The sequence below is a fragment of the Virgibacillus sediminis genome (assembly GCF_042643265.1).
GTDB classification, from domain to species: Bacteria; Bacillota; Bacilli; order Bacillales; family Amphibacillaceae; genus Virgibacillus_O; species Virgibacillus_O sediminis.
In genome coordinates, this window is record NZ_JBHRRZ010000040.1 from 1 (window position 1) to 25,602 (window position 25,602).

A 25,602-nucleotide genomic window follows, 5' to 3' on the forward strand; every position below is an offset into this window, starting at 1 on the left:
TACTCCTTACTCCCTCCATGCCAGTCATTAACATTCTTGTTAATTTTACATGGATCGAAGGGATTAGTGGTGAGAAAGTGTTCAATTCTATCAAGCGAAAACTGTTAAGTTTAGTCTAGCAGTTACAAATAGGTAGTTATAAACAAAACCAAAAAAATATGTATAAATATTATATTAAAAATCAATCTATGCTTTGAAATGTTCATGGAAAATTCCCCTCCCTCAATAAAAGAGGATATTTTCAAGCAATGTTAATTATTATGCGTTATTCTGTTCGTCATTAAAATAGGAGCTGTTACATCGCCCCCTCATTGTTCAACTTTTGTCTCCGTTCGTTGGGCTGGCTTTCTATTCATACACTTATCTCTTAATTTCTTTATCTGTAGGTAGAACAATTGCAGCTATAATATAAATTAACAGTGTTATTGCACCAGTAAAAAAGATTGACAAGGCAGTTACTATTCGAAGGATACTAACCTCAATTCTATACTTATCGCATAAACCACCTAATACACTGATATTTGTTTATCTTGTGTGGACTTATATAGTCTTTTCATCTGGAAACCCCAACCAAATTAGAAGTTTTTACTCCTGAAAATTAGTTCACCACATTTCTTCAACTGACATACCATGTTAGCTTAATATCTCTAATGCAATACTAACATAATATTCCAACAATACTCTTATGTTTTTCCAAAAAAAGGCGAGCTTCGATGATCACCTTTTAAACCATTGCCCCGTTTATTTAACAAGAAAAACCAGATTACTTACTGTTTATGGTTAAGCCTTTTGTTTCTAATAATGCCCCAAACTACTAATCCCAAGAGAAAAATAAATAACAATGTAAATATAATTCCGTGACTTATTTCTTGGTTAGAATAGCTCCTATAAGCATACAAAACCATCGCTATTGAACTCATAAATAACCCTACAAGTATCAATGGGCTAATTTTAACTTTAGGCAACCATACCTCCCCCTTTCTTTCGGAGATGACCCTTTTCAACAAGATAGGGCGCTACTCTTATTTCTGATAAGCACTAGAAAGTTGACAAAGTTTAATGATTAATTATCAGAATTGCCTTGGATTACAAGAATCGATGTTGCAATCCCTATAAGAGATAATACAATGCCGATTAGTAAAAGAATTAAAAGCAGAAACGTAGGTATTTGAAGTGCTGGTACTATTATACATAAGAAAATTCCGATCAATGTAGATGGTAACCAGACCCTATTTAATGGCTTAGAATTCACTATCATCCCTCCCTTGTTAAATTGTTTCTTATTCAAGAGAACTGCCTCGTTCGAAAGATAGGCTGCCATATAGACACTCTCCTTATTGTGTTAAAGCCACCCATTAGTTTAAATACAATTCTTCACAATTACAGAGAAACTAATGTTCAACATTATAACCTCTTATAATATTATACTTAATCTTTGTTTAACTTATCTGCTATATCCCATAATAAACCGACAATAACACCTAAAAATATTGATATTCCATAAAGGTGAGTCATTTCAGTATCAGTCAAAATACTCAATCCAACATTAATTACCCACCCTGCTAATCCACCTGCAATTACACTTACTAATGTAATTCCTTCATTTCTCTTCTTTTCTGTTCTCTTCACTATGTAGCCTCCTCGTATAATTGCTTAATAAAATAATCATTACCCTTATTGAAGTATTTGGCTCTCTTAAGTAAAAAGACCGCCATATTGACGATTTCATTGTTGTATTAAAGTACCCATTACTTTAATAGCGAAAAGCTAAATTTTGGCTCACCAAAGGGGTTCTTGTTCATTTGAAAGCTTAATCATAAATGGATAGACGCTTAATACAACTGCTATCAGTGGACTCATAATAATGACAACCATCCACCACGGATTATTTAAAAAGACGTTAATAGGCAATGCGATTAGTGGGAGTAGACCGATTATAGACGTTTTTTTCTTGGAGGAAGCTGACTCATATTGTTTATTATCGCAATGTGGACATTTCAACCTGAATAGTGTTTTAATCGTTTGTTGCCAAGTCCATTCTTTACCGCAATGATTACAAATCGGCATTTAAACAACTCCCTTCTTTTTAAAGTATCCTGCCTTTTAACTCAATAGGAGTTGTCACATCGACAACTCCTTGTTTAACTATCGCACCCATTAACGGAACTAAAACGGCAGGCTTTGAAAAAGCGAAATAGTTATAACTACTGCCGATAAAGATCCTGCAGACAGTAAGGTTATCATTTTTCGCCAATTTATCTCTTTTGAAGGTTTTACAGCCTCTCGGGAAACCGCAATCCATATCATAAAAGAAACTATGGCTACTATGGCAATAACATCTTTAGACATATTCAATACCCCCTTGTTTTATATTTTGTTTTAACACGTATTATTCCGTTAAATGTACCTTATGTAGGAATTAGAAAAATTAAAGTTCCACTATTAAACAGTCCTGCTCCTATAGTTAAATAAGTCCATCTTCATAATAACAGAGTATTCAATAAACAACCCTTAAAAAAACATTCTTTTAGATGATCGCCTTGCTTAACTCTTGCACCCTTTAATGGAACAAGTAGGTTATTCTCCTATTATAAGAGCATACTAACTTATAAACTTTTGTAATTGCATTATGTGTGGAAGGACGAATATCAAAAATAATCCAATTAACATATAAGCTATATATTTTTTCCTGTCTTTACCTTCTTTAAATTCCCATACAGCAATAGCTACGAAATATGAACCGACCATAAATACTATGGCTGAAATCAATAACCATCCCATAATTTCTCTCTCCTTTTAAAATTCTTCTGGAAATAAACTTAAAGTATATATCTCTTCACAAAGTCGTAGTATGATACTTTAACCAAAACTATTATTTTATCATCAACTCAAAAACACCCATTGGGTTAGCGATAAAATATATACCCAACCCAGCTAATCCAATAATGAAAATGATTACAACTTTACTTCTCATTAAAGAACCTCCCAAGCTACAATTTTTATCCTCTTCCTAATCATACTGTTCTTTCTTTAGATTATCCTGCACCAATAAAGGAACAGGAACAATCACTATGACAGTCCCCGTTGTTGGATGAAGTACTACACCTGTTTGTTTAATAACCCTATACTTTAATTTTAATTTAGGGAATAATCATTATTTATTTATTCAAGTTGATTTTTATCGACTTTAATTCTAAGGGATTATTTGGATCTTTACCGGTCAAAGCCACTTTCGGATGAATTTTAATATAACTGGTTTCTCCTTTTAGTTCATGGGGAATTATACTTCTGCCTTTTACAATCACTTGATTATTCACTTGAGTTTTTTCTAAGTCGATTCCGTCCATCGAAATATTAACTCTATTTCCTTGATCATCATAAGCTTCTAATCGAACTTGATTGTTCTTACCTGTAGCTGGAAAGGTTGCTGTATAATTAATTGCAGTCGAGGCTCTGCCCGCTATAATAGAATCGAAATGAACGCGTATATTACCATCTTGATTATCGCTTTCTTTGTCAACATTTAATACTTCATGTGGTAGTTGTTTAATAGGGACATCGAATTTCCATACTCCTTCTTTTTCACCGATTTTAAAAAACTCTAAAGGAAATGTCGTGTCAGCAGGCAACTGATCTTCCGGATAATGTAACTGTATTTGTCCCGTATACCCATTATCAGTTTGCTGCATATAGACGATTTCATGGCTTTCTGAAATTGTTTCGTCTCCATTAAATATTTCATATAACCCACTCAATTGGCCATTTTGATCCTCTTTCACATCACCCGTCACATCAAAAGTAACACCTAACACCGCACCATCGTAATAAGAACTCGTAATCATCACATTTATGCCTTCACTACTAGCTTTTTCATTTAATTGAGTAATTAGTTGTTGAGAAGCTAATTCTCTCCCCACTAAATCATTGAAATTGGAATATAACTTTCCTACTAATGGAACGTCAGCCATTACATGGGATGCTGAGGGAACAATAAAGCTGGAAGACAGTAAAGTAACAGCGGCTGCAGAAGAAATAATAAACTTCCTTGTTCGGCTTACTATTTTCCCTTGTTTCAGATTACAATCGTTTGCTTTTTGGATACCGTTCCTAATCGCTTTATAAACGTCATCTTTTGGCACTTCAATCTCTTCATAATTTTCTTTAAATAACTTTTCCTTCACTGTAACCCACTCCTTTCAGAGTATTCTTTAATTGCTTTTTTCCTCTTTGAAGATAAGTCTTTACTGTATTTTTAGGGATGCCCATAATTTTGGCGACTTCTTTAATTGGTAGATCATGATAGTAAAATAAGATAATTGCATCACGTTGATTATCTTGTAATTCATTTATCGCCCTAACTAAATCAATATGTTCATCGGTTCTTTCATTTTTGTTTGAAGGTAGATCACTGATATACTCATATGGAATATCTTTCTTTTGCTTTTTCTTCAAATCATAAGCTGTATAGATGAGGATTCTGGTTAGCCATGTTAAAAAATATTTGTTCTCCTTCAACTGTTTAATGGCTAAGAATGCCTTGTAGGCTGTTTCTTGTACAATATCCAGTGCATCTTCCCGATTACCAGTGTAAAGAAACGCAGTACGGTATAGCCGATCACTATATAACGAAAGAAGTTTTTCAAATGCTTTTTTGTCTCCTGCTTTAGCTTTCTTTATTAATTTTAACTGCCCCATGCTTACCCTCCTTTTACCATTAGAGAATAATTATAGCTAAAAAGTTTCAAGTTTTTATTTAATATAAAAATAGGAGGCAATAAAATATACTCGCTAACTAAATCTCTTTAGAGCGTATATTTTATTGCCTCCTCGACTATTATCAAATTAGATATTTGTCCTCCTATAAAAATGGTTTAGCACAACTAACCTGCTCTGATAACAACAGAAGCCCCTGCCTTGTTCCGCAATTAACAACCGTTTGTTGAAATACAATGTTCCGTTTGAATAAGTTATTTTATCTTTTCTAGGAGAAGAATATTTCGGTTATATATTTTTGAATGATTAAAAAGAACCCCCAGCCGATAACTCCAAATAAAATCGCTAATGATAAATGAATAGAATGTTTAAATGCCATATAAATTATCAGGAGCATTATAATTGTTGCTGGAAGACCCACTATCACTCCACCTGTAAATTCATTAATTGTTTTTGCTGATTCTCCTTGTACAGATAGCCAAATTATACTTAGGATACTAATTAAAGGTAAAGCGGCTATAATCCCTCCATAAGCTGGAAATCTCCTAGCTAATTCGGTAACTATGCCAATAATTGCTGCTGAACTTACGATTTTTATAAACAAATACATTTATTTTGATACCCCACTTAGTAACTGAAAGGCTTTAACAACTTCTATCCTTTCTTCAGCTGATAACTTATCAAGTGCAGCTTTTAATTTCTCTTCATCTAATTCTGTATTTTTCTTTAATACCTGTACACCAGGTTCCGTTAGATGCAAATAAACCTTACGTTGATCTTTTTCATATCTTTCTTTATATAGCCATCCATTAGTCACTAGCTTTTTAACGTGTTCCGACGCAGTATTATGTGATATAGATAGACGCTCTGCAATATCTCGAACCATTACAAACTGCTTTTTATGTACCAGTTGTAAAATACGGACACTTTGGTGGGAAATGGCTTCTTGGTGTACTGGATGAAGTTCAAAGTAAATATCAGAAAAGTATCTATTTATTTCATCAATCATATAATCACTCCTCTACATCGTCACAAACGATTATATCGTAGAATACGATATAAATACAATAAAAGTTTACCAATACATTAAGTAGTTCTTAAACTAAACTGTCCCTTTAACACAATAGGGGCTGGAACATCGAGAACTCCTTGTTCAACTCTTGCACCATATAGTTTAATAATTTATTTTTTGTTACTGCCTTTTTCAAAGTCGATTTCATAAGTTTCTGCTTGCTCTAAAGGATCAATAGAATTATCATTACTAAACCGACCAAGGTGTCTGTCAGGATGACCTAACATATAAGCATATTTTTGTATACGAATTTGCCTGATAATAAGTGATACGAAGATTCCGCCCATTGATATATATAATCCAGTATTGTAACCTAAAAATAAAGATAGAAACAACAGAATTGATGATGGAACTGCAATCATCAATTGAATTTTTTTCATTCGGGCTAACATCCTTTCATAAATAACTTGCTAAAAAAATACCTATGTTTATAAATTACGATTTTAATTTAAAGTTAGTTTCAAGTGAATTTTTCCCTAAACTCTTCTGCCCTTTAACGCAATAGGAGCTGCCGTATCGACAACTCCTTGTTCTTACAGTAAAGCACCCGTTCGCATAAGAGTAAATCCATTTATTTTATATCACTCTCCGAATAGGAACTTAATAAATCAATTGCTTTTTGTGTTGAATTAATTAGCTCCGGATTTCCTTTTTGCTTCCTTACCCTAAGAGCATCTAAGAAGCATTCGTCAGCCTCATCTAACCTTGACAATTCCATAAGACACTTCCCTTTATGCTGCTATACGAAGTCTATATAGTTATCCAAATTATTAGACTGGCATCTTTCCAAAGCCTGGTTGAATTTGTTTAGTGCCTCATTATGGTTGTTATTATATTTTAATGCTCCCCTAGACGTATTAGGGACACTACCTCTTTTGATGTTAGTCGGCCTTCTTAGCATAATTAAGACAAAAGTTTAGATTGTTAATAGCCTTTTGCGGTTCCCCATTTATCCTGTACAAATTACCAAGTGTCCCCCGAACAAAGTACTCTTCTTCCTCATTTAACATGCTTTTTAATACCCCAATTGCTACATCAATATGCTGTTGTAATCTAACTGCATCTCTAGTCTTCTCTCGAAGAAACTGATTATCATCAAAGTAAATAATTTCATTTAAAGACGAAAGACTATTTTTAAAATCTATTAGCATTCTCCTCCCCCCTTAATCTGTAACTTCATACTTCACTTTTCTGCTAAACTCCACTCTTGTTGAGATCTAATTTCCGGAATGAAAACGAGTTGTAAAAATAACAGCCCACAATTTCCCTAACGCACTCTTTAGCTCAAGATGAAATAATATATACACCTACTCTTTATTAGCATTTAATTCAGCATCTTTAATAATAATTTTTATTTCTGTTCCTCAGTCTTCTTAACTTGTTTTTTTAAATCTTCAATTTCATCGAGCAAAGAAACAATCATTTGATCACTTTTTTCCAGTTCTGTATGTAACGCTTTAATGGTTTCCTCTTCCCATTCAAAGGGATTTCCATTCTTAGGTGTTATAGGTACGTCCTTATACTCGTCCCCAGATTCATTTTCGTTAGGTTCAAAATAAATCGCTACCTCACAACCAGAATGGCCTAAAGCTATTCTTTTCCGCAAACTGACCTTCCCATAGCCAAACCTTCTTGCTGCAATCCCCCCAAAAACGCTTGATGTCATATTACAAAGGTGCGGAGCATCTTGTACAATTTCTCCAAAAGGACAACCTGTTGCTTGTACTACGACATGGTCAGGATGTACTTCCGAAATAGTAAAATGACCCCCGATTGAGTTTTTCAGATCTACAATTACCTCAGCGTACTTATCAGGTGTCCAGTTTAATTCTTTGCTTTCGTCATAGAAACTTTCTATCCATTCTCCCGTCCTTATGCCAATTTGACGTATATATTCATTGGCAGCCTTTCCAATTGTTTTTGAATGTAACTGGGCGTATTGTGTAATTAATTTGGATAAAAAGACGGCACCAGTTAGTTGGGACTCCTTAGTCATTCTGTTACCTCCAGGAATTTTTGACATAGATGAATTGATTTTCAGGAACACCACTATGAACAATGATTCGTTAATAGCTATCTTATTATGTTCTAGTAACAAATCCCTTGAAAAACCCTTTATTTGTCATTATGGTCTTCCCCCCATTTTATGGTACTTTTACCAATTATAAAATAGAATAAGCAAGAACATTGTAAGACATACCCCTATATTATCAACCCACTTAACTTCTTTATCAACAATTAACTGCAAAATAATTGATACTACAAAAACAATTAAGGGGAATCTGATACTTTTCCTTAACATATTGGTACTACCCCCTGCATTTATAAAACATTTCTCTACAAAAATCCTTGTTGTACTAACCTGCCCATTAACACAAGAAGCGACTGTTCTTATTTAACAATCGCACCCGTAGTTTAATAAGAACCTTCGCTTTTATTACACACATCATTCTAACTATTCAGAAAATACTATGCAATATACCATATATATGTTATACTTAATATATTAACAAAACAATTGTTGGGAACCTTTTGACTTTCCTTAGTCATCTTCCATCTATTAAGGAGGAACAACTAAAATGTCAAAAGAAAGTCTAATAAAAATGCTTGAAACTCTTTGTCAGTACAACAATGTTGAGATTACACATACATTTAACTCTAATGAACAACCAGTAATGACAGTACGATACTTAAAACATACAAGGACTATAGAGATAACCAATCTTAAAAATAATACGGTCATATTATTTGATAATATTGAAGAATCAGCGGAAGCCCTACAACTTTTAATAAATGAAAATACGATTGTTTAAACCTCTTACTCTTAAGAGGTTTTTTGTTACTCGTTTTTTGTCCAATGCCACATAAAATTTCTCATACTCATCTTAAATCAAACTGCCCCGTTACTTTAAGTGTATTAATTTACATTCTCCAGTTATTCTACCATAAAAATCCATTTTTCTTGGGGTGAATTTCAGAATAATACAGTCCTTTCTGATAAAATTTTAACCTTCTTTATGTTTATGAATTGATACTAACCATCCATGAGGGTTTCATTCCCAACAATATCGGGTATAATAAAAATATAATTAGTGCGTAAAATAAAAAGAGACCGCTAGTGCGGCCACACTAGCGGCTATGTACAACACCCCTTCAAGGGGGCGGCTCACAGAGTGGGAAAAATAACTACTCAAACGCTTGCCAGCTTTTATGGGTGGTTATTTTTTTACTTGACTGAATCGCAACCATCAATGTTCCAAAGGAAAGCATTGAGCCAGTGATCCAAAACATTGGATTCTCCCCTATATAAGAAAAAGGTTAATTCAGGGAATGGGAAGTTACTTCTTTACTAACTGGAAAGATAGCTCTCCAAAGTTTCTCCTTTTCACTATTGATTTTGTTAAAAATATTCCTACGATTAAAGCTGATATCAGCGGAAATAACTCCATAAACGTCAGCAAAGTAAGGAATAACAGTATTATGAGTAAGTGAAAAGCCCTATAATAATGCTTAATCCTTAAAAAGTACGATATTCCCAGATTCAACAATGTTTTGAAAGTATAAGAAACTACTAACCATTCACCTAGAATGATCACTGGAATCAATCCTAAAGAAAATGAAGAATTTATTACAAGAACTACGGAATGTGCCAAAAGTAATGCTAAAATGAACCAATATGTTATACGGTAGAAGGCATCTATGTGGCTGTTAATTGATACCGGCAGCACTTGGAAATGCATAGTTTCCAATTTACTTTTAAATATACCGTACAGTAAATACATACCAACTAAAGTCGGGATAGCTAAATTCATTCCTGATGGTAGATTGACACTCAGGCTTAAAAAGAGCAGAATCGCCAGGCAATTCACTATAACATTAAAGGATAAAGCTTTATTTAAAAGTAAATAGCGCTTCCAATATAATGCTATTACAGAAGTTAAATCATAGGGTGGATTATCTACTTTCATATTTTTGGTTAGGCCGGGTAGACGACCTTTATTCTCTAAGTTATTAAAGCCTGTTCCCGTTATCAGTTTAACTATCAATAAATTCCACGTTTTCTCATCCCCCAATAGAAGGACTTGCTTCCAATTTACATTCTCAGTTAGTGTCCTTTTAAATAGGAAGATCGAGAATGTTCCACACAAGATAAGATAAAACGGGAAAACTATAAATGAGAAATCTATCAGGAAGGTGGTAAAAGCAATTAACCATATACCTATGGCGACTGTACTAAATAAGATTCGAGCGATTATCGCCTTCGTATTTTTTTGATATGCTCCCCACTGTATTAAACCCGAGAAGAAGTCAGTGACACCGAATGAAACTACAAACAGCAAACCAGTCTTGAGAGAAAATATCCCCAGCCCGTAGAGAGCAACTATAACAATAGTAAAGACGATCAACCTCTTTGCCTGCTCGTGAAGAATGATTATTTTTATGATTTTTTCTATATCGTATGTAAGCAAGCTTAAATTAAAATCTGAACTAGTCACTTTGTATCTAGGGTCGAATAAACTTTTAAATGAATAGAAAAGAAAAATGATTGAAGTGAGAAAAATGGTTACAGAATAATTATATTGATTGAGGCTATAAATGTAACCAGCTTCTCCTTGAATCGATTCCTTGAAGAGAAGGATACCTACAAAAAAGAGTGGAATCAGATACACTAACGTTACCTTGTCAAAGAGAATGGAAAAAGCCAGTTTATATTGGTTTCTTATTTTCTTTCTGCGTTGTTTATTAATAAACTTATATGCATTAAATTCCTGACTTTTCACGTTGTGAACCTTCTTTCTATTTGAGAAAGGTTGTCAATCTGCCCTTTATTTATGATCTCTCCATTTTTTAACATAATATAAGAATCACAAAACTTTTTCACACGCTCTATTACGTGGGACGTTATTAAAATGGTGATACCTTGCTGAGACTTTCTCTTAATTTCTTTTTCTAAAAAATAGGCTGAGTTCTCATCCAGACCGATGAAAGGTTCGTCGATGATCAGAAGTGGGGCATCAGTAATTAGGTTGCTTATTATATTAACTTTTTGCCGCATCCCCTTTGATAAGCCATCAGGAAATTCGTGTAATTTCCCATTTAGTTCAAACCCATTCACATAATAATTAACTCTTTCCTCAAATACATTTTCTGGAACTTTATAACTTGTCCCATACAATTGAAAATGTTGAAGGACAGTTAATTCCGTAAATAATATAGGTTCTTCAGGTATGTAAGAGTATTGCGACTTATATTGGAGATAATCTGCATCAATACTAACAGAATTCAGTTTAATATCTCCCTGACTCTTTTCTTGTATCCCCATGATTGTTTTCATCGTAACTGTTTTTCCTGCTCCATTATGGCCGACTAAGGCGCAGATTTCTCCCTGATCTAAGGTGAAATGCAGGTTACGGATTATTTTCTCATTATTTAGGCTTACTTCAACGTTTCCCACCTCTAATAAAGTATTGTTTTTCACAGTCAGCCTCCTCACTAACAGAAAAAAGGGCGGAGAGCCCCCTTTATTATTTAATACTAGCAGTCTGATGATTATCATCTAATTGTTGTTTCCAATTTTTATTAAGCTTCTCTTCATAAAACCTTGATATGGAATAACACATAGAGAACTTATCTACCGGTTTAATCCCTATTTGGGCGATAGTAAGATAAAGAAAGTTAAGAATAAGGCGTTTAATTTGGAAATTCATCGTTTGTTTTATTTTACCATATTTAGGGAGGGAATTTAAGTGACCATGAAATTCACTAATTCTCCCTTCATAACCCGGATTCCATTGGTTTTCTTGTACAATTTTCATATAAGTTTCCGCTTCTGGTAATAATAGTTGTCTGCTTTCAATTAATGGTTCATTATCTTTTATCGTATCTTTATATATATTTAGCCATTCATTAAAGTACTTTTCTTTCTCTATCAATTCATTAACTAATACTTCTATATTTCCTTTATTTTTGTTATAAATTTTTTCAAAATGGCTTCTTATTTCATCTTCTTTATCAAAGCGGTTTAAAAAAGCTTCTGCATGCGATCGAAAGCTTAATTGAGTCTCATTTGGTTTTCCAATTGCATGGATGGCAGCAATCATCATACATATAGTATTTTTATATTTAGCTGACACAGGTTCATTCAGCATCTCCATTATAAGTTTATTGCTTTTGACATAATACTCCTTAATTGATTCAACCCCCGTTTCCCCCCAAATATCGGTTCTAAGGGAAGAATCCTCTAATTTTATAGTAGCATCCTGTTCAATAGGAAATAAATCCTCTACTTCCATCTCAAAGTCTTTTAACATTAAGTACTGCTTTTTTAATTCTGCCTGGGTAAGCTGATTCACTGACGAGTATTGGCCAATATTCTCCTGAAGTTTTCCTTTTATCCAGAGAAGATGGTCCATCGTAAATTCTTTATCTATTTGAATATGCCACTGAATATGTGGCCCCTTTCTCCAATGGCGCAAAACAAAATTTTTTAACTTTTTGTTACGAGATAACTCCTCTTGAAGAGGCTGAATTTGTTGAACAATAAACTGATTATGCTGCTTGGAATCGTGGATATATATATTTAGGGTTTTATATTTCATATTTTTGCTCCTTTATGGGATGGGTATTTAACGAATTGCTTAGTAGAAATGTGAGCTCCGCTTCCATCAAAGGAGATACACCTAACCGATTTAAAAACATGTGAATCCATGACCAATACAGTTGGATGATAGCGTGGGAATACACATCTAACTCTTCTATTGATTTCAATTTTATATCGTTAAATACAAAATTATTTTGTTTAACACTTTCTATAATTTGTTCTGTAAAATTTGTGTACTGCTTATAAAGAATGTTGGAATTATTAGACCAGTATTTGCTTATAGCCTTACCTAAATCATTATTTTCTAGCTTTAATCGATATGATTGTAAGTATTTTTCTATTTCTTCTGGCACATAGGTTTGAAGGGTTGCAATGCAATAAGATCTGAGAAAATCTATCTGCAGCTGCCTTGAAAGTTTCATACTTCTCACCATATAAGATAGAATGTAAAGACCATGGTTATATTTCCTTTTCAAATCTGGATTGTTTACTTCTAAGAATTTAATAACGTAGCGAGACGAAAACTCAAATTGTGATTCACTTAATTGCAACATTGTTTCTCCATTGTATCTTCGTGTCTCTGGTATGTATGCTAACTCTTGGATAGAATGGTTAGGGTACCACTCCCTATCTTCATGATTATCCAGTAACATTTGGTACTGATTATAAAACTCGCTTTTGTTAACTTCTATCTCACTAGGAAACTCGAGAAAAAAATCGGCAATACTCCTAACAAATTTGTCTTTATTTATTTCACCCATGTTTCTCACCCTAAATCTAAGATGAGGTCCTCCTTCCCAATATCTTATGAAAAAAAACGAGGGCAGAGTGTTTTTACCATAAATATCAATCAGACGTTTATACAAATAGATAAGAAAGTGGTCCCATCGATTCTGGTCATGGTAAAAAATATGGAAACTGTTCCACTTCATAAATTACACCTCTGCTTTATAAGTTTCTACTAGTAATTCAACCATATGGCGCCGCTCGTTAATCTTCAGTGGAATTTGGCGATCATTGGGTAGCGCTTCCTCAATAATAAACCCTTCTTCCATGACATTAATTTGATTAAAAAGAATTTGACATAAATGGAAACTGTCCGCATCTATGTATTGAGGTTTTCTCATTGCATCTTGATAATGAGTGATGCTGTTTTGATTAGCGAATTGTAGGGTAACATTTGACCTCAAATAAAATTGTTTAGGTATAGAATGTTTTTCAAGCCACCTGTGTAACTGCGTAAACTTCTCCATGTGCCCACTTTCCTGAGAATTCTCCTCCAGAAATTGTTTCTTGCTGATTGACCATTGTCTACGCTGTATGATAGTTTCTCCAATTTTAATTCTTGGTAATTGGACAACTACTTCACCCGTAGAAGTATGCTTATGGAAAAACGCCTCATTCACAGATATATTTGGATTACATGATTGAGAGAAGTATAATAGAAAACGGAAGAGCGGTGGGACCAGTTTTAAATTAAGAAATTGTAAGTAATATAAATCAATCTTTTTATTAAGCACCTTGGAATATAACCCTAACCCCTTATCTTCCGAGTCATTTTTAACAATGATATCTTCTGCCTTAATCACGTATTTACTATTCTTTTTGCTTCTTACCCCTGGATACTCAATTTCATATTCGGTGACATCGGGGTGAATATTCGCATTGAATCCAAATACTCCATTTAGCTCTGCGGCTAGATTGTTTTTATTTGGCCCAACAAACTTCCTTGTAGTTTCTGCAATATCAACCCCAACATGGTCTGCTATCCCTTGCATAAATCGACTCATAAACTTACCGTTCCCGTCGGAAATTTTATTTATTACAAATCCCCCATGGTCTAAAGGTTGCATAAAATATGACCAGGATTCTGGCTGCATGGATGTCATCTTCTTCGGGATCTTTTTTGATAACTCCAATAAGAAACTCTTGTGTATCGAAACTTCCTCTTGCTCCGTATTGGTATATGAATAAATTTTGTCAAAAAATTCTTTTCGAAGTCCAAGCCATTCCTTATAAAGAAGGTTATTCGAAAGATCTTCTGTTATATAAGATAGGATGTCATCATTAGCTGAGGTTATTAATTCTTGAATTTTTCGCTGAAAGTCTAGAACGTTTACAGACTCACCTTCTGAATAGATTTCTTCAAACTTCTTTTTGATAAAAATCTTAAAGGGTATTTGAGGATCAAACAGTACATACAACGGTTCCAACGTTTGAATGTCTTCTAAAAAAACATCTAAGTTCTTTTTCGGAACAGTTAAATCTTGTTCAATAAAACAATCCTCATATATGAGGGGGCTTATTGTTTCAGATTTCTTAGAACCGTCATCGAACAGTTTAGTAATTCTATTCAAATGGTGTTGTACCTTTTCTAACAGGATTTCCAGGTTGTCGTTCGATAGTCTAATGAGTAGAAAACGTAAATTTTGAATTTCATGACATAGTTGATCGTGAAAATAATTTGACCCTTTATACTTAATATTAATATTGCTTAATAAATGATGAATTTTTTCAAGATAGTCACTGTCTTGTTCCTTGAAGGGCACTTGGTAATCCACAAATTTAATATTAACTAACTTTTCAACGAATTTTTTCGTCTGCTCCTTATTTGCCCCATTAGGCATGCTCTCTACCAGGTCCCTCATACAAATGTCCTTATTAAGCTTCATATATTTATATAAAGAATATATTTGTTCATTAAAAGGAAGCTCAACACGTTGTTCAGCCTGGGACCAAAATTTAGAATTGACTCTGCTACGCTCGACCTTCACAAATTGCATTCTCCTTGTATTTTCATCAACTATTTTCAAATGGGGAGTCACTTCCAAAGGTAAAAATGCAGCCAAAGAACTTTTTGTTATTAATTCCCATAAATAGATGGAAACCATATTATTAATATATATATCTGACTTCCAAGATAGTTCACGTAGATACCAATCAGAAGCATAGGGTGATATCTTTGCATGGCCGATTAATGTAAGGGAACTAAAAGGACTAGTTTTCGCAATCATTCTAGTTAAGTAAAGTAATACCGATCTTTCTATTTTCCTTGTCTTTTTATTTTGTTGGATAGTCGGTGTTGTTAAGTATTTATCCCATTTCCTATGTAAGCTGGAACTTGAAAGAGGTGTGGTTCTTCGTAAACAGTTTATATTGGCCAATTCTTGCAAGACTACTCTTTTTTCCCTCAATTCCTCCTCAAGCTTTGTATTTATTTTGTCTTCTAAAATACTTATTTCATTTTTTTTGTCCTGCCATACTTTTATCTTAGTGGTTATTCCAGTAGAAACGCTTTCAAATTCTAGAGAAACATTTCTGTTGTTATAAATATTCCTCTTTAAATTTAAAAGTGATTTCCGCTTTTTTACGTCTGTAACATTTTGAATTAAAGCATACAGTTCATCACAAATCTCATTGGTAAGACAATCAAATTCAAAACTTTCTTCTTTTAGAGTCTCCATTAATTTCAAAGTTGTATTCATTTTTAATTTATCTAATTCACTTATTGGTATGGGTGATATTCTAGTGATAATATTGGGGTGCAGTTTTATCATAAAATCTCAACCTTTCTACTACTTACAAAAATGGGTGTGGTTGCCTCGTGTCATCATAAATACCAAAGTTAAAATGATGAGACTTAGTCATAAATACCTTTATCACTGATAAATTAAGATCGATCACTTTTACTATCGGAGGTGTTAAGTCTACTAAATATATTTCCCTATTTAATCCCCTCACCTCGTCTTTGATGATGTCGAATAAGCCACTTAATCCTTTTCTTTGTATCTCTTCAGACCTTCTTTCTAACTTTAGATAAGTAGCTTCCTCTTCATAAGGAATGTCTTCAATAAATGAGAACTGACTTCTTTCTTTGCTTTGGAGGTAATAGAGAACATGATCTTCCATGCTCTGGAATTGAAAAGTTCTATTTAAATATTGAATTCTGTGTTCTTGTTCTCTAGTTATAGTTTTGAAATTTAGAAATCCTGTAAATAACTCCAATAAAGCACTTTGTACAGCACTGTCCGGTGTAATTCCCGCTCCGCAAACGTTTAGTTGCCCAGCATTCCAAGAAAGATGGATCCACACAGTAGAAATGGTTTTCATTTTATTAGTAGAAATAACATGTAACTCACAGCTATTTTGTTTAAAGAAGTTAATAAGATTTCTCGTCTGCTCGTTTTTCTCGAAAAACTTTAAAGGCCATTTTTTTAAGTTTTTTCTTGAATACCAGGCTTCCAATCCATTTTCTCTCTCAAAGTATTCTATGATTGCATAAAAAGCAGCTTCCATTTTACTTCCCCCTATTGCTGTACCATGGGAGGTTGCTGAATAGAATCTCCTCTCGCCTCTATAATTCAGAGTATCCTCTTTATTTATTAACACTAATTGTTGAGGAATCATCACCTGGTCATTGGACGATAACTTTAACGCGGTTACCCAACTGTAATAAGAGCTTGGGCTAAATATAAAAGGTGTTTTAATTAACTGATATGGATGAATGGCATTTGGTAGATTTTCATATGCCTGCATTATATGGTCTATTTTCCCAATATCGCCATTTAAAGAGAGCCTTTCCAGCCCTTCTAGGAGTGAGATATTAATTGCTTGTTCCTTAGAAAAGCTCCTACCTATTCCATAAGTGTTTTTGGCACTTTTTATTTCTACTCTAGAAAGGTATACCCCCTTCATTTTATAAACTTCTGGAGTACTAAAAAGGCTGTACTTTCCCATCGGAATACCTGAAACTATTTTACTAATCATTTGATCATTATACTTCCTCATCCTATTCTGTTTTTTCGGAGGAAGAAGAGTATCCATGGGAAATCGCCGCTCATATAATTTGGAGCAATTTGGACAAGCAATCGAAGGAAGGACTTTTCGCAGTACCACCTTCATACTTTCAGGGATATTTAACACATATTGAAAATATCCATTCATGTTCATGTATAGCAACTTATGCACCATTTCTTCCACAACCTTTAGGTTGCGAACATGTATACTATTAGAACCAGTTAAAAAAGAGTTCTCACTATAAATATTTACACATCGGGGGCACCCTATCTTATCCGGAGAAAAGGTAGAGACCATTAAACCATCGTTACGAGATTGAATAAGAATTAAGTTGTTAAGGTAATTTTTCTTTATTACTAACTTCATTGCATTCCAATCTTCAATGGCTTCTAAAAAAATTACTAAATTAGCCTTTTTCTCCTTAATTTCCTTTAAACTGCTTATAATATTAAAGTTAGTCTGTCTTTTTAACTGGGCCCTTAAGTTAAGGTCGTTTACAAAACAATAGATATCGTTCACTTGAATTCATACCTTCCAATTGTTCTTTAAAACATGTAAGGGAGCCTTTGATCCCCTTTATATACTAGAATTATGTAGTTCTATGGTGTGAAATTATAAATTCCGGATCTTAAGCAGAGCAAGTGAACCAAAAATAAGGAAAAATAGGCATTCCAGAACCCACAGAAGATGCTCCCTCTGCAGCACCAGTACTTCCCTCTAAATCTAGAGCTTCCACTTCTTCAATATTCAATTCATCCTCAAGGTTTTCCAATACGTCAAAATCTAATTTTAATTCCACAATTATCACCTCATTATTTTTTAGGACCAAAGGCTCCATCGAATATTCCTATTCGACACAATATATACTAGCATATTTTTCCAATAATTTTGCATCATTTTTGTAAACTTTTTGTAAAAATGTTTATATTGCGATATTAACTATTTGTTACGCAAACAGGAGAACAAACATGCGTTCCAAAAAATTTCATTAAAAAAAGCATACCGGAACACGCCATATGCTAAGGAATTGTTTGTATTACAAGAATCGATCCTGCAATCCCTATTAGAGATAATACAATCCCAATTGGTAAAAGAATTAAAAGCAGAGACGTAGGTATTTGAACTGCTGGTACTATTATACATAAGAAAATTCCGATCAATGTAGATGGTAACCAGACCCTATTTAATGGTTTATAATTCACTATCATTCCTCCCTTGTTAAATTGTTTCTTATTCAAGATAACTGCCTCGTTCGAACAGATAGGCCGCCATATAGAAAATATCCTTATTGTGTTAAAGCACCCGTTAACTGAATTAAAACGGCAGCCTTTGAAAAAGCGAAATAGTTATAACTAATGCCGATAAAGATCCCGCAGACAGTAAGGTTATCATTTTTCTCCAATTTATTTCTTTTGAAGGTTTTACAGCCTTTCGGGAAACCGCAATCCATATCACAGCAGAAATTATGGCTACAATGACAATACCATCTTTAGACATATTTAATCCCCCCTTTGACCTGTATGTATCATTCCGTTAAATGTACCTTATGTACGAATTAGAATTAAAGTTTTACTATTAACCAATCCTGCTCCCTATTGCTTAATACCAATTATTTCAAGAAAAATAATCCAATTCAATAATTTTCACAAAAATTAAGACACCTATCTTATTCTGATAGGCGCCCGATGGTGATAGATACACTATCCACAATTACTTCTTTGATTAAAAAGTTCATAATTAACTTCCTAGCTTTCTTTTAACATGGAATACTTTCGATAAGCCCTATAGAAACTGCTGCCAAAGAAAACAGCCATAAGTACGGGAAGGGACCTCAAAAGAACAAATGGGGTTTCAAATAAAAGTGCTTTCCAAAACAATGATCCTTTCATACTCCAAAGCCCTTCAGTTAAATATAATCCCGAATCCTTGTATATCGAATAAGAAAAAAACAAACACAGCATACCTAACCAAAATGAATAACCCATTAACCTTTTATAATAATTACCCTTAGATTGGCGATCCGAGAAGATTTCATTTTGATTATCATCCTCTTTTTGCCAATACCGTATTCCGCTAAGCCAGGCGCCCTTTATATAGTTCCAGCCGAAATCTTGATATATCCCTTTGTACTCCTTGAATTTTTGCCTGGATAGATAATCTTGATAATCAAGTCGCATAACATATCTCTTGTCAGTTTTTTCGAAAGTGTATATTCCTAATCCACTAACTTTAGTACAGCGATAGCCTTTTTGTAATTGCTCGTTAAGCCATTGCTCCTCTTTTTCAATATTAAAAAATACTTTAAACCTCTTCATTTGATTCACTTCCTTCATACAAGGATAAAATATGCATGAGCCTTTCTTGTTCCATTCTCAAAATGGCGCTTCCTTCTGTAGTTATCATATAAATTTTTCTCCGGCCTGAATTTCCGACAGGTTCGATCCAACCATGTTTATTCAAGTTCTCAATCGCACCGTATAACGTACCAGCCGCTAAAATAACGGTACCATTACTCATTTTTTCTATCTTCTGCATTACGGCATAGCCGTGTAGTGGCTCACGTAAAGCTAATAAAATATAATGCATGGTTTCAGACAATGGCAATAATTTATGTTTCATACTTTCACCTTCTATTCTGTTTAACTATATAGTTAGACTTTATATTAACGTAATACAGTTGAACTGAATAGTCAACAGCATTTTTTAAAAAATTGGACGGAACTTAAAGTAGACCTTTATAATTAGGCAAAAATGTAATCTAAAAAAGTCGATTTCCATGACGTTAAGAAATCGACTTTTTGTGTAATATTGTTCAATTAAACTGCTATTTTTGTGGAACAAAAGCCTTTTTATTTATTTTTAATATCCTCTATTTCTCTTTCCAAAGTTTCAACCCTTCTCCTTAAATCCATATTCGTTTCCTCTTTTTCTCCATTCTTAAATGAACTTTTCTTAATGATTACTACTATACCAGCTATCACAGCAACAATTACCAAGATAATAATTAAGATAATTATTAAAGGTATAAATTCTGTAAGTGACATTCAATCACCCCATCTTTTTATAAAGAACTATATAATAACTACGTAATAAATCATAAAAAGTTTCCCTATATGGAACTTTTGTTTAACAATACAGCCATTCGTTAACACAAGAAGCGACTGTTCTTATTGAACAATCCACACTTTAGGTTAACAAGTCTAAAGCAATACCTGAGAGCCTATCTCTTATTACTAACTGAACTTTTTTTGCTTTTTCATTTATATTCTTTAAATCTTCAGTTTGTATTTCCCAGGACAATTTTGTTTCTTTTTCTAACTCTTTCACTTGTTCCTCAATTAAGAGCGAGTGTTTTTCATATATCTTAGTAGCAAGTAATTCATCTTTTAATTCTTCTGGTACTCTATAATGTAATCCGTTAAACCATTCTTGGAATTCTTTTTCACCATACTTGTTAAATCTCTTTTCTAAAATAATCATTATTTCTTCAGCAAATTCCTTATTGAAACCTATTTCATACATCTTGTCTTGGATGTTGTTCAAAGTAATATTTTCTAATGATTTTCTTTCCTTAAAGCCAAATATTTTCTTAATCATCTTTCTTCCCCCAAAAATATTTTTCTTCAACTCTTCTGCCCTGTTAATACTTACCTTCAACAAACGGGTGCGATAATCCTTCTTGGACTATCGCACCCGTTTGTTGAAGATTCCACTTTAAATATGAATAGTTATTGAAACAAAATCATTCGTTTTTATCAAAACCAAGATGAACAGAATCCGCAATTCTTTCATAGCCAATCTCCCTATAAATCTTATTTGATGTCGGATTCATCATATCTGTGTATAGTACGCAAAAGTCGAAGTCTTTGAGTAGTTCACTTGAAACGGCCGTAACAAGCGTCCGAGCATATCCCTTTTTACGCTCTTCCTTTGGTGTAAAAACCAAATTAACGGTTACACCGTTCTTTGTCGGACGTGACTTCTTCATCATTGATACAGTCTTTCCTTTATCCTCCCATAGAAAAACCTCTTGTTCCTTTAGAAACATTGCAACACGTTCTTTCACTTGTTCGATTGGTGAGATCGGCATTCCAGTATCACTTTCAAATAAATTGTACCACTTTTCGACAAGTGAAGAATCACTTTCTTCTGCATAGCGCCAAGTACCAGGACTATGTTCAAGCGTTTCATTTACCTTATTTAATCGATACAATCCCTGATCCATAAGTAGTTGATGACTTCTACCAGTTTCTATTTCCCATTTCTTCGCGACTTTGTATGCCCACGGTTTCAAACTGATGATTGAACGAAAGTTAATTTCAAGTTCGACCATTCTTTTTATAAATAAATCCATAATTCTTCTAAACGGATTTCATCGACAAAAATAAGATTTAACGGATGCGGGGGTGTCATTTGGAAAAGAGCTAATACTCTTCCATCCTCCTCAATTGTGGCCATAAAAGCATCCTCATAATTACCAGCTTTAATTGCTGGCAGTACACCCCAAAAAAGACTAAATACATCTTCCTTTTCCGATAAAATCGGCTCTACTTTTCTCTCAAAATCATGAGCATTGTTATAAACTTTAAATTTCATATATATTATTTATCCCTCCCTAAAATTAGATAAATAACTATCTCTATAAGTGATTTTATTTCACCTTTATCATAAACAATATATCCCAATTGCTGAACAAAGATTAATCTGGGCTCTTTTACTAAACTGCTCCTATATTAATGATGCGATTGCTCCTTATTACGAAATCGCCCCCGTTAGCATAAGAGTAAATCCAATTATTTCACATCACTCTCCAAAGAGGAACTTAATAAATCAATTGCTTTTTGTGTTGAACTAATTAGCTCCGGATTTCCTTTTTGTTTCCTTATCCTAAGAGCATCTAAGAAGCATTCTTCAGCCTCATCTAACCTTGACAATTCCATAAGACACTTCCCTTTATGCTGCTGTACGAAGTCTATATAGTTATCCAAATTATTAGACTGGCACCTTTCCAAAGCCCGGTTGAATTTGTTTAATGCCTCATTATGATTGTTATTATATTTTAATGCTTCCCCTAGACGTATTAGGGAGACTACCTCTTTTGATGTTAGTTGGCCTTCTTTAGCATAATTAAGACAAAAGTTTAGATTGTTAATAGCCTTTTGCGGTTCCCCATTTATCCTATACAAATTACCAAGTGTCCCCCGAACAAAGTACTCTTCTTCCTCATTTAACGTGCTTTTTAATAACTCAATTGCTACATCAATATGCTGTTGTAATCTAACTGCATCTCTGGTCTTCTCTCGAAGAAACTGATTATCATCAAAGTAAATAATTTCATTTAAAGACGAAAGACTATTTTTAAAATCTGTTAGCATTTTCCTTCCCCCTTAGTCTGTAACTTCATATTTCACTTTTCTGCTAAACTCCACTTTTGTTGAGATCTAATTTCCGGAATGAAAACGAGTTGTAAAAATAACAGCCCACAATTCCCTAATGCACCCGATACTTTAATACCGTCAGACAAAACAGAAACAAGCGATTATTACTAAAACATATAAAAAGGGTGCTATCTTATCTATTACACGTGTCTTAATATTATTTTTCTTGTTGTACCACATTATTTTGGTTATATCCTTAATAAAAAAACTGTTAATAAAGGTACAAAGAAAACGATATAAACCTGTTTAAATTCAGGAAGGATAATACCTATAATAATTGCTACCATCCAAATTATAATGAGAAACAAAAATTTAATACCTCTATACTTATTTTCGTTAAACAGCATCTCAAAGATTTTTTCCTTTATTTTCATATTGTCACTCCTATATTCTGACAACCTGCCCATTAACACCAAAAAGCGACTGTTCTTATTGAACAATCGCACCCGTTAGTTTAATAACTGATTTACCTTATTTCCATCTTCCAATTGTTCTTGCACAAGACTTTTTAATTCTTCTTCATTGTTAAATTCACTTAACTCTTTACCATACCACTTTTGTAATTCTTCCTTTGTTATTTTATATTCATCATTTTCAAAAACGAAGGTAATCCACTGTGCATTATCAATTAAAGCGAACAGGAAGGTAGCATTGTGAATTGCCGTTTCTTCATATTCCTCTTCTATCATTGTCTCATCAATTTCATTGTACGTTAAAGTCATTCCATATGGCTCTGTTTCTGTTTGAAGTGAGACTTCATTAAATTCCTCACTATGTTGTAATTGCCCAATAATGTTAATTACTGCACTGTTATCGCCTATTAAAGTACCCTCGTATTGAAAGATATTTTCATTTGTTGTATTTTTTTCATTGTTATCTGAACTACAACCATTTATGAACATCAAAATTAACAATGAAAAGAAAATATATTTTGTTATTTTTTTCACCTTTCAGTCACCCTTTCTTCTGTCTTAAATTATCTTAACATAGAATATTAAAACCCTTTTCAATGTATTCTACTTCTTTAATTTTATAAATAAGGTGCTTAATCCTTCTTGAAAATAAGCACCCGATTGTTAAAAACACCTTAGAATAACTCGAACAGTAATCTAATTAAAACCCTAAAATTAGGGAAACATTAGAAAGAGGTGATTACATGGATAAAGAAGAATTAAAACTCCCATCTGCTGAAATAGGAACATTATGGGGGAATATGTAAATGGATATCGTAAATAAATATATACTGTCCATTATAGAAGATGAAAAAGTAAAAGAGCTACTGATAGAAAAGGCTTAGCAAATTAGGTGAAGTTATGGGAATAGACTATTCTAAAAAAAGTAGAAAATTGGAAGTTTTATTATGGAGCATTGCTTTGCCGGGCTTTGGTCAATTGCTAAATGGAAAATATATAAAAGGAATACTGTTAATAGGCCTAGAATTTCTCATTAATGTGATGGGAAACTTTAACACGATTATTATTTTGAGTTTGAATTTTAAGATTGAAGAAGCAATCGCTGAAACTAATTATATGTGGCTAATGTTTTATCCGTGTTTATATTTCTTTTCTATTTGGGATGCATATAATGATGCAGGAGGGGGAAAGGACAAACCCTTTGCCTATTTGCCTCTTGTTTTCTCAGCCTATTTTGTTACAACAGGTCTAATATTTTCACCTAAATTTACACTTTTTGGATACGAAATAGGTCCGATGTGGCTGCCCATATTATTCTTGCCAATTGGGTTATGTACCGGAGCAATTATAAGATGGATATTGTTGAAAATATATTCAAAGGAAACAATCTAAACATTTATTCTCTCTTTACACAGTTACCATTAATAAATCCCAAAGGTTAAGGAATACTAAAGACTACATAACATTGGATACAAACTAGGAGGAATATTACATGCCTGAAAAACCCGGACTTACTTCATCAGAACTTGGTACGTTATGGCTTACGTACCAACAAAAAACGATGATTCTGCGGATGTTGGAATATTTCATAGAGAATGCTGATGACGAACAAGCAAAAAACATAATGGGTGACTTATACGAAGAAATTGACCCATATGTAGAAAAAATAGCAGTAATTTTTCAAAATGAAGGAGCTGCAATACCAGTTGGATTTACTTCCGAGGACGTCAACAAAGGGGTACCTAAACTATACGACAATGGTTTCGACATCATGTTCGTACGCTTGATAAAGGAAATTAGTATGGGGTTGCATACACTAAATATAACCATGGCATCTCGGGAAGATATTATCATGATCTTTAAAGATCTCACTGCTATTACCCAAAAATATTACAATGCTTGTACACAATATCTAATTGAAAAAGGGATGCATGCCCGGCCTCCTTATGTTTCAATGCCCAAGAAGGCGGAGTTTATTACTGACACCTCTTATTTAAGAGGAGGACTTAATCCACTAACTAGAAAGCGAACAATGAATACAGTAGAAGTTGCTTATATGTTTCATGCGATTGAAACAAATATAACCGGACTCCAAATGATTACTGGTTTTGCTCAATGTGCCCATACACCGGAAGTAAAGAAATATTTCACCAAAGGAGGAGAGATTGCCAAAAGCATCACTAAGGAACTCAACGAAGTCTTTCTCGAAGACGGTATTCAGACACCTGTTGTATCGGGTGGGAATCCTACACGTTCAACAGTGGCCCCCTTCTCTGATAAATTGATGATGTATTGTACCAGTCTCTTTTCCAGCTTTGCAATGGGAGGAAACTCTATAGGCACTGCCTTTAGTTTGCGGAATGATTTAGCGGCCAAAACTACTGTTTTCATGAAAGATATCTTCGAATATGCCCATGAGGGGGCGAAAATTATGATTAGAAACGGTTGGATGGAAGAACAACCTCCAATGGAAGAGCGAGAAAAACTTATATAATAACTTCTAAACATACTTCCAACAGAAGAAAAGAAATTAGGTTAGCCAAAGCTAAACTTTGTCCTGCAAAACCA

General features: G+C 33.6%; 31 protein-coding genes and 1 pseudogene. 3 read left to right on the forward strand and 29 right to left on the reverse strand.

The window, feature by feature from the left end:
* Positions 1-360: 360 nt before the first annotated feature.
* The 13 genes and pseudogenes from ACFODW_RS16800 to ACFODW_RS16860 all read right to left on the reverse strand — a co-directional run bounded on the left by ACFODW_RS16800 (position 361) and on the right by ACFODW_RS16860 (position 7,781).
* Positions 361-557: pseudogene (locus ACFODW_RS16800) on the reverse strand (PspC domain-containing protein).
* A gap of 871 nt (positions 558-1,428) precedes the next feature.
* On the reverse strand, positions 1,429-1,629 hold the full coding sequence (locus ACFODW_RS16805; protein ID WP_390307962.1) for a hypothetical protein: 201 nt from the start codon (positions 1,627-1,629) through the stop codon (positions 1,429-1,431).
* A 150-nt stretch (positions 1,630-1,779) separates the two neighbouring features.
* The gene (locus ACFODW_RS16810) at positions 1,780-2,067 is read right to left on the reverse strand and encodes a TIGR04104 family putative zinc finger protein (protein ID WP_390307963.1); all 288 of its coding nucleotides are present in this window, start codon (positions 2,065-2,067) and stop codon (positions 1,780-1,782) included.
* A gap of 99 nt (positions 2,068-2,166) precedes the next feature.
* Entirely contained in the window at positions 2,167-2,349 is a 183-nt protein-coding gene (locus ACFODW_RS16815; RefSeq protein ID WP_390307964.1) for a hypothetical protein, read from the reverse strand.
* Positions 2,350-2,601: 252 nt separating this feature from the next.
* The gene (locus tag ACFODW_RS16820) at positions 2,602-2,781 is read right to left on the reverse strand and encodes a hypothetical protein (protein ID WP_390307965.1); all 180 of its coding nucleotides are present in this window, start codon (positions 2,779-2,781) and stop codon (positions 2,602-2,604) included.
* Positions 2,782-3,158: 377 nt separating this feature from the next.
* Positions 3,159-4,181: a DUF4179 domain-containing protein gene (locus ACFODW_RS16825; RefSeq protein ID WP_390307966.1), complete on the reverse strand. Its 1,023-nt coding sequence runs from the start codon at positions 4,179-4,181 to the stop codon at positions 3,159-3,161.
* On the reverse strand, positions 4,162-4,695 hold the full coding sequence (locus ACFODW_RS16830; RefSeq protein ID WP_390307967.1) for a sigma-70 family RNA polymerase sigma factor: 534 nt from the start codon (positions 4,693-4,695) through the stop codon (positions 4,162-4,164). Before ACFODW_RS16830 ends, ACFODW_RS16825 begins: the two co-directional genes overlap by 20 nt.
* A gap of 286 nt (positions 4,696-4,981) precedes the next feature.
* Positions 4,982-5,323, reverse strand: a complete 342-nt coding sequence (locus tag ACFODW_RS16835) for a DUF3147 family protein (RefSeq protein WP_390307968.1) — start codon at positions 5,321-5,323, stop codon at positions 4,982-4,984.
* On the reverse strand, positions 5,324-5,722 hold the full coding sequence (locus tag ACFODW_RS16840; RefSeq protein WP_390307969.1) for a MarR family winged helix-turn-helix transcriptional regulator: 399 nt from the start codon (positions 5,720-5,722) through the stop codon (positions 5,324-5,326). It lies immediately after the preceding gene.
* Positions 5,723-5,895: 173 nt separating this feature from the next.
* Entirely contained in the window at positions 5,896-6,165 is a 270-nt protein-coding gene (locus tag ACFODW_RS16845) for a hypothetical protein (RefSeq protein WP_390307970.1), read from the reverse strand.
* 191 nt (positions 6,166-6,356) lie between these two features.
* Entirely contained in the window at positions 6,357-6,503 is a 147-nt protein-coding gene (locus tag ACFODW_RS16850) for a hypothetical protein (RefSeq protein WP_390307971.1), read from the reverse strand.
* Positions 6,504-6,666: 163 nt separating this feature from the next.
* The gene (locus ACFODW_RS16855) at positions 6,667-6,936 is read right to left on the reverse strand and encodes a hypothetical protein (protein WP_390307972.1); all 270 of its coding nucleotides are present in this window, start codon (positions 6,934-6,936) and stop codon (positions 6,667-6,669) included.
* A 200-nt stretch (positions 6,937-7,136) separates the two neighbouring features.
* Complete coding sequence (locus tag ACFODW_RS16860) at positions 7,137-7,781, reverse strand: methanogen output domain 1-containing protein (protein ID WP_390307973.1); 645 nt, start codon at positions 7,779-7,781, stop codon at positions 7,137-7,139.
* 583 nt (positions 7,782-8,364) lie between these two features.
* Here ACFODW_RS16860 and ACFODW_RS16865 point away from each other — a divergent pair.
* Complete coding sequence (locus ACFODW_RS16865; protein ID WP_390307974.1) at positions 8,365-8,598, forward strand: hypothetical protein; 234 nt, start codon at positions 8,365-8,367, stop codon at positions 8,596-8,598.
* 525 nt (positions 8,599-9,123) lie between these two features.
* Here the strand turns inward: ACFODW_RS16865 and ACFODW_RS16870 are convergent.
* The 16 genes from ACFODW_RS16870 to ACFODW_RS16945 all read right to left on the reverse strand — a co-directional run bounded on the left by ACFODW_RS16870 (position 9,124) and on the right by ACFODW_RS16945 (position 23,568).
* The gene (locus ACFODW_RS16870) at positions 9,124-10,566 is read right to left on the reverse strand and encodes a hypothetical protein (protein WP_390307975.1); all 1,443 of its coding nucleotides are present in this window, start codon (positions 10,564-10,566) and stop codon (positions 9,124-9,126) included.
* Positions 10,563-11,264 (reverse strand): ABC transporter ATP-binding protein, encoded by a 702-nt coding sequence (locus ACFODW_RS16875; protein WP_390307976.1) that lies wholly within the window; start codon positions 11,262-11,264, stop codon positions 10,563-10,565. The genes ACFODW_RS16870 and ACFODW_RS16875 overlap by 4 nt, the downstream gene beginning before the upstream one ends.
* Before the next feature lie 46 nt (positions 11,265-11,310).
* The gene (locus ACFODW_RS16880; RefSeq protein ID WP_390307977.1) at positions 11,311-12,384 is read right to left on the reverse strand and encodes a lantibiotic dehydratase C-terminal domain-containing protein; all 1,074 of its coding nucleotides are present in this window, start codon (positions 12,382-12,384) and stop codon (positions 11,311-11,313) included.
* Positions 12,374-13,318, reverse strand: a complete 945-nt coding sequence (locus ACFODW_RS16885) for a lantibiotic dehydratase C-terminal domain-containing protein (protein WP_390307978.1) — start codon at positions 13,316-13,318, stop codon at positions 12,374-12,376. The genes ACFODW_RS16880 and ACFODW_RS16885 overlap by 11 nt, the downstream gene beginning before the upstream one ends.
* Before the next feature lie 3 nt (positions 13,319-13,321).
* Positions 13,322-15,943, reverse strand: coding sequence for a lantibiotic dehydratase (locus tag ACFODW_RS16890; protein WP_390307979.1), 2,622 nt, complete (start codon positions 15,941-15,943; stop codon positions 13,322-13,324).
* A 22-nt stretch (positions 15,944-15,965) separates the two neighbouring features.
* Positions 15,966-17,702, reverse strand: coding sequence for a YcaO-like family protein (locus tag ACFODW_RS16895; RefSeq protein WP_390307980.1), 1,737 nt, complete (start codon positions 17,700-17,702; stop codon positions 15,966-15,968).
* A gap of 109 nt (positions 17,703-17,811) precedes the next feature.
* Positions 17,812-17,982 (reverse strand): hypothetical protein, encoded by a 171-nt coding sequence (locus tag ACFODW_RS16900; protein ID WP_390307981.1) that lies wholly within the window; start codon positions 17,980-17,982, stop codon positions 17,812-17,814.
* 515 nt (positions 17,983-18,497) lie between these two features.
* On the reverse strand, positions 18,498-18,680 hold the full coding sequence (locus tag ACFODW_RS16905; protein WP_390307982.1) for a hypothetical protein: 183 nt from the start codon (positions 18,678-18,680) through the stop codon (positions 18,498-18,500).
* Positions 18,681-18,928: 248 nt separating this feature from the next.
* Complete coding sequence (locus ACFODW_RS16910; RefSeq protein ID WP_390307983.1) at positions 18,929-19,498, reverse strand: DUF2812 domain-containing protein; 570 nt, start codon at positions 19,496-19,498, stop codon at positions 18,929-18,931.
* Complete coding sequence (locus ACFODW_RS16915; RefSeq protein ID WP_390307984.1) at positions 19,485-19,802, reverse strand: PadR family transcriptional regulator; 318 nt, start codon at positions 19,800-19,802, stop codon at positions 19,485-19,487. Before ACFODW_RS16915 ends, ACFODW_RS16910 begins: the two co-directional genes overlap by 14 nt.
* Positions 19,803-20,032: 230 nt before the next feature.
* On the reverse strand, positions 20,033-20,227 hold the full coding sequence (locus ACFODW_RS16920) for a hypothetical protein (RefSeq protein ID WP_390307985.1): 195 nt from the start codon (positions 20,225-20,227) through the stop codon (positions 20,033-20,035).
* Positions 20,228-20,369: 142 nt separating this feature from the next.
* The gene (locus ACFODW_RS16925; RefSeq protein WP_390307986.1) at positions 20,370-20,780 is read right to left on the reverse strand and encodes a hypothetical protein; all 411 of its coding nucleotides are present in this window, start codon (positions 20,778-20,780) and stop codon (positions 20,370-20,372) included.
* 145 nt (positions 20,781-20,925) lie between these two features.
* Positions 20,926-21,537 (reverse strand): GNAT family N-acetyltransferase, encoded by a 612-nt coding sequence (locus tag ACFODW_RS16930; protein ID WP_390307987.1) that lies wholly within the window; start codon positions 21,535-21,537, stop codon positions 20,926-20,928.
* Positions 21,522-21,779: a hypothetical protein gene (locus ACFODW_RS16935; protein WP_390307988.1), complete on the reverse strand. Its 258-nt coding sequence runs from the start codon at positions 21,777-21,779 to the stop codon at positions 21,522-21,524. Before ACFODW_RS16935 ends, ACFODW_RS16930 begins: the two co-directional genes overlap by 16 nt.
* A gap of 197 nt (positions 21,780-21,976) precedes the next feature.
* The gene (locus ACFODW_RS16940; protein WP_390307989.1) at positions 21,977-22,558 is read right to left on the reverse strand and encodes a hypothetical protein; all 582 of its coding nucleotides are present in this window, start codon (positions 22,556-22,558) and stop codon (positions 21,977-21,979) included.
* A 512-nt stretch (positions 22,559-23,070) separates the two neighbouring features.
* Positions 23,071-23,568 carry a DUF4825 domain-containing protein gene (locus tag ACFODW_RS16945; protein WP_390307990.1) on the reverse strand — a complete coding sequence of 166 codons (498 nt, stop codon included), beginning with the start codon at positions 23,566-23,568 and terminating at the stop codon, positions 23,071-23,073.
* Between the two features lie 366 nt (positions 23,569-23,934).
* Between ACFODW_RS16945 and ACFODW_RS16950 the strand changes: the two genes are divergently transcribed.
* Complete coding sequence (locus tag ACFODW_RS16950) at positions 23,935-24,426, forward strand: hypothetical protein (protein WP_390307991.1); 492 nt, start codon at positions 23,935-23,937, stop codon at positions 24,424-24,426.
* A gap of 100 nt (positions 24,427-24,526) precedes the next feature.
* Complete coding sequence (locus tag ACFODW_RS16955) at positions 24,527-25,528, forward strand: DUF3231 family protein (protein WP_390307992.1); 1,002 nt, start codon at positions 24,527-24,529, stop codon at positions 25,526-25,528.
* Positions 25,529-25,602: the final 74 nt, after the last annotated feature.